General features: G+C 73.3%; 8 protein-coding genes. 3 read left to right on the forward strand and 5 right to left on the reverse strand.

Annotation, left to right across the window (positions count from 1 at the left end):
• From ACFE86_RS19905 to ACFE86_RS19920, 4 genes are all read right to left on the reverse strand, one after another.
• A partial coding sequence (locus ACFE86_RS19905) for a Rho termination factor N-terminal domain-containing protein (protein WP_375457060.1) occupies positions 1-310 on the reverse strand: 310 nt, incomplete at its 3' end.
• A gap of 361 nt (positions 311-671) precedes the next feature.
• Complete coding sequence (locus tag ACFE86_RS19910; protein ID WP_375457061.1) at positions 672-1,400, reverse strand: Smr/MutS family protein; 729 nt, start codon at positions 1,398-1,400, stop codon at positions 672-674.
• The gene (locus ACFE86_RS19915) at positions 1,397-2,629 is read right to left on the reverse strand and encodes a murein transglycosylase A (protein WP_375457062.1); all 1,233 of its coding nucleotides are present in this window, start codon (positions 2,627-2,629) and stop codon (positions 1,397-1,399) included. The genes ACFE86_RS19910 and ACFE86_RS19915 overlap by 4 nt, the downstream gene beginning before the upstream one ends.
• A 31-nt stretch (positions 2,630-2,660) precedes the next feature.
• Positions 2,661-3,383 carry a Tim44/TimA family putative adaptor protein gene (locus ACFE86_RS19920; protein WP_375457063.1) on the reverse strand — a complete coding sequence of 241 codons (723 nt, stop codon included), beginning with the start codon at positions 3,381-3,383 and terminating at the stop codon, positions 2,661-2,663.
• A 580-nt stretch (positions 3,384-3,963) separates the two neighbouring features.
• Between ACFE86_RS19920 and secB the strand changes: the two genes are divergently transcribed.
• Entirely contained in the window at positions 3,964-4,461 is a 498-nt protein-coding gene (secB, locus tag ACFE86_RS19925) for a protein-export chaperone SecB (RefSeq protein WP_375457064.1), read from the forward strand.
• Between the two features lie 272 nt (positions 4,462-4,733).
• Here secB and ACFE86_RS19930 read toward each other — a convergent pair whose 3' ends face one another.
• Entirely contained in the window at positions 4,734-6,527 is a 1,794-nt protein-coding gene (locus tag ACFE86_RS19930; protein WP_375457065.1) for a putative bifunctional diguanylate cyclase/phosphodiesterase, read from the reverse strand.
• A gap of 319 nt (positions 6,528-6,846) precedes the next feature.
• Between ACFE86_RS19930 and ACFE86_RS19935 the strand changes: the two genes are divergently transcribed.
• Positions 6,847-7,350 carry a DUF3429 domain-containing protein gene (locus ACFE86_RS19935; RefSeq protein WP_375457066.1) on the forward strand — a complete coding sequence of 168 codons (504 nt, stop codon included), beginning with the start codon at positions 6,847-6,849 and terminating at the stop codon, positions 7,348-7,350.
• A 159-nt stretch (positions 7,351-7,509) separates the two neighbouring features.
• Positions 7,510-8,023, forward strand: a 514-nt coding sequence (locus tag ACFE86_RS19940; protein ID WP_375457067.1) for an ATP phosphoribosyltransferase regulatory subunit, incomplete at its 3' end; no start/stop codon positions are given.

Consider the following 8,023-nt stretch of genomic DNA (forward strand, 5'->3'; position numbering starts at 1 on the left):
GCAGGTAGTTCGATTCCGACGAGCGCAGGAAGCCGAAGCCGTCCTGGAGCACCTCCACCGTGCCGGCGCCGATGATCTCGACCTCCTTGGCGGCGAGCTGCTTCAGGATCGAGAACATCAGCTCCTGCTTGCGCATCGTCGAGGCGTTCTCGACCTCGACCTCCTCGGCGAAGGCGATGAGATCCGTCGGCGTCTTGGACTTGAGGTCCTGGAGCTTGACCTCGCGCATCGCGTCGAGGTCCGCGGCCTCGGCGGGCAGGTCGGCGCTCGGCAGGTCCGCGATGGCGGCGGCGTCGGAATGTGCAGTCATGCGATGTCTTGAACCGACGGAAAGCGAAGGTTGAGGCGGGAAGCCTGGCATTCTGGAGGCGTCGCCGGATGTCTGGCCGCGGAGTATGCGGCGGACCCGTGCATCGTCTCGGAGGAGCCCGGGGGGCTCACGGATGCGTCGGTGGCGCTTTTAAGGAGGGCATAACGGCTTTATCGCGTTTTCGGTGCCGGCTCAAGGGCTGAATCTCGGCGGCAGGGCGACCTCCCCGAGATCGGCAGCCAGGGGGTGGTGTCCGAGGTGCTGGGCGGCAAGCGGGCGCTGAGCGCCGGCCAGATCCGGCGCCTGTCGGAGCGGTTCGGCATCGGCCCCGCGGCCTTCCTGTGAGCGGCGCCGGGCCGCGTCACCGCCGCCGCAGGCGCACGTAGAGCGCGCCGGCGCCGCCGTGGTGGCGGGCGGCCTCCTCGAAGCCGAGGACGAGTCCGCTCAGTTCCGCCCCGCGCAGCCAGTGCGGCACGCTGCGGCGGAGCACGCCGCGCCCGGCGTAGGCGTCCTCCGCCCCTTTGCCGGTGACCACGAGCACGCGGGCGTGGCCGGCGGCGCGCGCGCGCATCAGGAAGCCGACCAGGGCCGCGTGCGCCTCGGCCTGGTAGAGCCCGTGCAGGTCGATCCGGCCCTCGATCGCGAGCAGGCCGCGGCTGAGCCGCTGACGCTCGCGCCGCTCCAGCCCCGGCGCGCCGGGCGCGGCCGGCACGAAGGTCACCGGTAGAGGGGCGGGCATCCGGGGGGCGGGCGGCGGCGCCGACGCGCCGAGCCTGACCACGCGCCGCGGCTTCTTCGCGGGGGGGGCCGGAGGCGCCGGCGTCGGCCCCGCGTCCGGTGCGGCGACCGTCGTGCCGGCCGCGACCGCGCCAGGGGAAGGCTTGGCCGTCGCGACCTTGCCCACCGCGACCTTGCCCGTGGAGACCTTGGCCATCGCCGTCTTGGCCGCTGCCGCGGGAGCCTCGGCGGCCGGCGCGGCCTTCTTCCGGAGGGTCACGCGCCCGCGCAGCGGCGTGATCAGCTTGGCGATCTCGCCCCAGAGATGCGCCTCCTCGCGGGAGAGCGTGCGCGGCCGGCGCGGCGGTCTCACGGGGCGGCCGGCGTCTTGGAGGCCGGCTTCGGCAGCAGCACGACGAAGCCGGGCCGCGTGTGCAGGTCGCCGGCCGCGATGCCGGCCGCAGCGCCCGTGCCGACGTAGAGGTCGCCCCGCGCCGGGCCGAGGATGGCCGAGCCGGTGTCGGCCGCGATCACGAGGCGGCCGCGGCCGGACGGGCCGGGCAGCGGCCCGTCGAGCCAGAACGGCAGGCCGTAGCGCCACAGGCCGCCATCGACAGCCAGGCTGCGGCCGGGACTGAGGGGGGCGCCTGCGGCGCCCGGCGGCCCGAGGCGGGGATCGGTGACCGGCTCGGTGCGGAAGAAGACGTAGGACGCGTTCATCCGCATCAGCCGGCGGGCGGGGTCGGGATGCGCCCGCAGCCACGCGGTCCAGCGGGCGAGGCCGAGGTCGTTCAGCGGCAGGTGCCCTTCCGCCACCAGCAGCCGGCCGATCGACGTGTAGGGCCGCCCGTTCTTGCCGTCGTAGAGCACGCGCAGCGCGCCCCCGTCCGGCAGCCGCACGCGCCCCGAGCCCTGAACCTGGAGCACGAACAGGTCGACGGCATCGCGCAGCCACAGCAGCGGGCGGGTGTGGGCGGCGATGACCCCGTCCTCGATGCCGGCGCGGTCGGGATAGGGCTCCAGCCCCGCCGCGCCCGCCCGCCCGGCGCGCAAGGACGGGTCGAGGCCGGGCCGGGTCTCGCCGGGGGCCAGCGTCACGAGATCGTCGGGCCGGGCCAGCACTGCGGCGGTGAAGCCGGGGCCCGGTTCGGGCGACCCGTCGAGCTCCGGTTCGAAATACCCGGTGAGGAAGCCGGTTCTCCGCTCCGGTTCGGCGCCCGCCGCCGGACGCACGATGCGCCAGGCCGAGAACCGCGTCGCGAAAAAGCCCTTCGCGGCGGCGGGCGCGAGCGGCGCGGCGGCGGTGCAGGCGGCGGCGAGGTCGGCGGCCGAGCCGGCGACGCCCTCGGCCTGGGGCGGCGGGGGCCGCGGCGCGGCGCAGGTGCGGCGGAAGGCGTCGAGCGCGGCACCCGCGTCGTCCCCGGCCCAGCCGGGGAGGGCTGCGAGATCGACCGGCTCCAAGACGGCGTCGCCGACACGCAAGGCGGCGTCGCCGACGCGCAGGACGGCGTCGCCGGCGCGCGGGGGTTCGGCGCGGGCGGGCCCGGAGACGAGCGCGAGCGCGGCGAGGATCGCTCCGGTCGGAAGCGCGCGGCGCGTCATCGCTCGGGCGGTCCGGTCGCCGCGGCGGGTCTCAGGCGCCGGCGTCGGTGGCGACGAGCTGCCAGTTCGGGTCGCGGGTGCCCAGCGTGCGGGCGAAGGTCCACACGTCGGGCACCTCGACCACCGTCTCGGCGCTGCCGTCCACGACCGCGCCGTCCGCGTTGCGGGTGGCGGTGATGAGGTTCGACAGGAAGCGGACCGTGACCTGCGCGACGCGGTTCTTCAGGTCGACGGCGACGATCTCGGCCTTGTCGATCGAGACGAAGGTGGTCTCGACGGTCTGGCGGTTCTTCTCGCGCTCGATGAGCGCCCGCTCGAAGGCCTCGCCGACCTCGCGGGAGAGCAGCGCCTTCAGCGTCTTGCGGTCGCCCTTGGCGAAGGCGAGCATGATCGCCTCGTAGGCGCCCTTGGCGCCCTCGACGAAGGCGCGCGGATCGAAGCCGGGCTCGGCCTGCGCCACGGCCTCCAGGCCGCGGGCGACCTCGGAGCCGGGCTCGGCGATGCCGCGCCAGTCGCGGGGCTCGGCCGGCGACGCCCCGCGCTCGGCGGGCGCGCCCCGGTCGGCGCCGGGCAGGCGCACCACGTTGTCGCCCTCGGTGCGGCCGGGCTGCGGCTCGGTGCGGCTGCGGTCCACCGGCTTGAACGGCGCGCGCTCCGCGCCGGTCTTCTGGCCGAGCACCGAGCGCAGGCGCCAGATCACGAAGACCGCGAGCGCCAGGAAGATGATGGTCGTGAGGTCGAAGCTGTCCTGCATCACCGATCCGATGGTGGCCGCCGCACCGCCCGGGCCGCGGTTCGTGCGCGCGGCTGCCGGAATCCTAAGAAGGGTCGCCTGTCGTCACATCACGGCGCCGGGCCCGTTCCGAGACGCCCGCGCGGCCCGTCGCCCGTCCCGCACCGGGCGACGTGTAGCCGATGGGCGGGCCGGGATCGAGGCGGCGCGCGTCCGGAGCGACGGCACGGCGAAGCGGGGCAAGGACCGAGCCGGGCGCCCGCCCCGACGCCATATGGGGCAATTCGCCTGCGGGTTCCAGGCGGCGTCGGGCGGCGATCGTCCGCGCGGCCCTTGCCGCGTCGTCGCGGAGGGCCGGGGCGTTCCGCGCGCGTCGGCCGGACGTCATCGATGCGCGCGCGCCGCCGCGGGTTCCGGCGCCCGTCCGCCACGGCTCCGGCAGGGATGCCCGCGGTGCCCGCCGCGGGGGGGCGGTGCCGTCCGGGCCTCGCTTGTCGGCACCGGGTCGGCATGTTAGCGGCCTCGCCCGAAGACCCGCGGCCGCACAGGCGGCGCCAGCCCGGCCCCGCCGGACGACGAACGTCGAGAAGGATGACCCGCCATGGCCGACGCACCGGCACCGAACGGCAACGGGCAGGCGGACGACGCCCCCGCGATCAACGCGCTCGCCCAGTACGCCAAGGACCTCTCGTTCGAGAACCCGAACGCGCCGCGCTCGCTCCAGCCGCAGGAGGGCCAGGGCCCGCAGATCAACATCCAGGTCAACGTCAACGCGCAGCAGCTCGCCGAGGCCGACTTCGAGGTCGAGCTGACGCTGGAGGGCGACGCCAAGATCGCCGGCGAGGTGCTGTTCGCCTTCGACCTGAAATATGCCGGCGTGTTCCGCATGCGCAACATCCCGCAGGACCAGGTCCACCCGGCGGTGATGATCGAGTGCCCGCGCCTGCTGTTCCCCTTCGCGCGCCAGATCGTGGCCGAGGCCGTGCGCAACGGCGGCTTCCCGCCGCTCTACATCGATCCGATCGACTTCGTCGGCCTCTACCGCCAGAAGGCGACCGAGGCGCAAGCGCAGCAGCCTGCCGGCCCGCTCGCCTCCTGACCGGCCCGCGATCCGGCCGGGGGCGTGAGCCTCATACACCGCGTCACCGGAAGAACCGCGGTCTACGCTTCTCCCCTCCGCGGGCTACCGGATTCACACATCGCGCAGGGCGGCCACCACGTCCCCCTCCCCCCTCTGCGGGGGAGGGAAATACCCGTCGCGGTGCACCAATCGGCGATGAGCCTCACGTATCGCCATGACCGCGGGGCGGCGGTCCGCGACCTGTCCGACGGTTCGCGGTCGAGGATGAGGCGCCGACGGGGAAAGCCCGCTCAGGCAGGGACGGCGCGCGAGGCCCGGGTGCGTCCCGAGCGCCGGTTCTCGGCAAACCAGACCGCGAAGTCGGCCGGCGGGACCGGCCGCGAGATCAGGTAGCCCTGGGCCTCGTCGCAGGACGCCGCCCGCAGCGCGGCGTAGGCCGTCTCGTCCTCGATGCCCTCCGCGACCACGTGGAAGCCCAGGCTCTTGGCCATCCCGATCATGGCCCGCACCAGCGTCAGCCCGCGATCGTTGCCGGTCAGGTTGCGGATGAACGACTGATCGATCTTGATGACGTCGGCGGGCAGGCTCTGGAGATAGGACAGGCTGCTGTAGCCGGTCCCGAAATCGTCGATCGCGATCGTGATGCCGGCCTCGCGCAGGCGCTGCAGGCACTGCCCGACGCGGGTGCCGTCGCGGATCAGCGCCCCTTCGGTGACCTCGAATTCGAGGGCGGCGCAGGGCAGGCCGGCGGCGGCAAGCCGCGCGAGGACCCGCTCGGCGAAGGCGGGCTCTTCCAGGTTGGCGACGCAGACGTTCACCGAGAGCCGGAGCGCCATGCCGCGCGCGCGCCAGGACAGGCACTGCCGGATCGCTGCCGCGATCACCCAGTCGGTGACGGGGCCGACGAGATCGGTCTGCTCCACCATCGGGATGAACTCGCCCGGCGCGACGTTGCCGAGGGCGGGGTGCGTCCAGCGCAGCAGCGCCTCGGCCCCGACGCACAGGCCCGTCGCGAGGTCGACGCGGGGCTGGTAGGCCAGCGCGAGCTGGTCCTCGGCCTCGAGCGCCTGGCGGAAGTCGGACAGGAGGCCGAAGCGCCGCCGGTGGTCGCGGTCGGCGGCTTCCGAGTAGACGCTGACCGTCCTGTCGGTGTTCCGGGCGTCCTGCGCCGCGCAGAAGGCCGTGCGCACGGCATCCTCCGCCGCGATCTCCCCGAGGCGGAACGGCGCCACGCCCATGACGGGGCTCGCCAGGATCGGCAGTCCGCTGTCGGTCAGGAGCGAACGGACCCGCAGGTCGAGGGCGGCGACCGCCTGCTCGCGCGCGTCGTCCGCCCCGGTGGCGAGCCACGCGAACTGCATCGCGCCGACCTGATACAGCGTGGCGTCGTCGCCGAGCGCCGCGCGCAGGATGCGGGCCGAGGTCTGCACGAGGCTGTCGAGGGCCTTCGCCCCGAGCACCCGGAGGATCTCCTGGAGGCGCGCGAAGGGAACGGTCTCGACGATGACGAGCGCGCGCGGGCCGGCCGGGCAGTCGCGGGCCTGATCCTGGAGATCCTCGACCAGTTGGTGACGGTTGGGAAGTCCGCTGACCACCTCGATGCGGCCGAAGGCGTGCTGCAACTCGATCTGCGTCATCACGATGGCGGCGAGATCGGTCAGCGCCGCGCGCTCGCCGGCCGAGATTTGCCGCGGTTCCGTCCCCAGCACGCACATCGAACCCAGGCCGAGCCCGTCCCGGGTGATCAGGGGGGCGCCGGCATAGAAGCGGATGCCCGATCGGGCCAGCAGGCAATCGTTGTAGCGGGGGTCTTGCAACATATCCGAGATGACGAGCGTGTCCCTGGTCTCGGCGACCTCCGCGCACGGCGCCTTGTCCCGCGGGATCTGCCAGTGCTCCACGCCGACGCGCGACTTGAACCACTGCCGGTCCCGGTCCGTGAGCGAGATCGCCGCGATCGGCAGGTCGAACAGCTTGCTCGCCATGCGGGTGACGCGGTCGAAGCTCTCGTTCGGAAGCGAGTCGAGCAGCTTGAGGTCCTCGAGCGCCTGAAGCCTGACGCACTCGGACTGCGTTCCAGACATGGTATTCGCCCCTATCAACCCATGCGTCAGCTCAACATGGAGCCGTTTGATAATCCGTTAATTTCCGTCTGATCGTAGACATGCACCCTTGAATTCGGTTGCCGAGGATGTCGTCGTGCCTATCGACATCTTATCGTCCAGCCTCTTTTCTCGCGGCGCGGCCCCGGTGGTCCGGCTCGACGCGACGCCCGAGCCCGGCCGCCTACGCCGCCGCGAGGCCCGCGCGGCGGGCGAGCCCGCACCCGCACGATTGCGCGTGGCGCCGCGCTCGCGCACAGGAGGCGCGACGCGCAAGGACGCTTCGAGGACACGCACGGACATGCTCGACGACGCCACCGGACGCACCCTCGTCACCCATGAATCGCGAAGGACGCCCTGGCTCAGCGTGGTGCTCGGCTACGGGCCGATGCTGCCGTTCGCCGCCGGGGCGGCGGCGGCGTGGTGGTGGCGCAATTCCTGGGACGAACTGATCCTGCTCGCCACCATCCTCTACGGCGCGGCGATCCTGCTGTTCTTCTCGGGCGTGCGCCGCGGCGTCAGCTTCCGCACCGAGGGCGGGCCGACACCCGTGCAGATCGCGACGATGCTGGCCCTGTTCGGCCTCGGCCTCGGGGCGCTGCTCACGGTGGTGATCCTCGGCGACCGGGTGATCGCCCTCGGCCTGCTGATCGCCGGCTTCGTCGCGGTGGCGATCCTCGACCCGATCGCCGCCCGACGCGGCGAGGCGCCGCTGTTCTTCGCGCGGCTCCGCCCGCTCCAGATCCCGATCGCGGTGCTGAGCCTCGCGGCGCTGCTGGCGCTCAAGCTGATGTCGCCGTACTGACCGGCCGCCTTCCCGGATGCCTGGGGCGACGCGCAACGGTGATCCGGCCGCGTCGGCGCGCCCGGTCGAGGCCCGGCAGGGTCCGCGCTTGCCGCACGCCTCCGCCCTGCGATAGAGCCCAGCGACCCCGACCTCGCGCATCGAAACGAACCCCCCGCCATGTCCAAGGCCGAGTCCAACAAGGCCGACGCAAAGCAGGCCGAGACGCTGAAGGCCCGCCTGCCCCGCGGCTTCGTCGACCGCCGCGCCGACGAGATCGCAGGCCAGGGGCGGATGCTGGACAAGATCCGCGAGACGTTCGAGCTCTACGGCTTCGAGGCGCTGGAGACCCCGTTCGTCGAGTACACCGAGGCGCTGGGCAAGTTCCTGCCCGACCTCGACCGGCCGAACGCGGGCGTGTTCTCGTTCCAGGACGACGACGCGGCGTGGCTCTCGCTCCGCTACGACCTCACCGCGCCGCTCGCCCGCCACGTGGCCGAGCACTTCGACGCGATCCCAAAGCCCTATCGCAGTTTCCGCAACGGGTACGTCTTCCGTAACGAGAAGCCGGGGCCGGGGCGCTTCCGCCAGTTCATGCAGTGCGACGCCGACATCGTCGGGGCGGCCTCGGTGGCGGCCGACGCCGAGGCCTGCATGCTGATGGCCGACACGCTGGATCGGCTCGGGCTCGCCG

It is taken from the genome of uncultured Methylobacterium sp., from assembly GCF_964244095.1.
Lineage (GTDB): Bacteria > Pseudomonadota > Alphaproteobacteria > Rhizobiales > Beijerinckiaceae > Methylobacterium.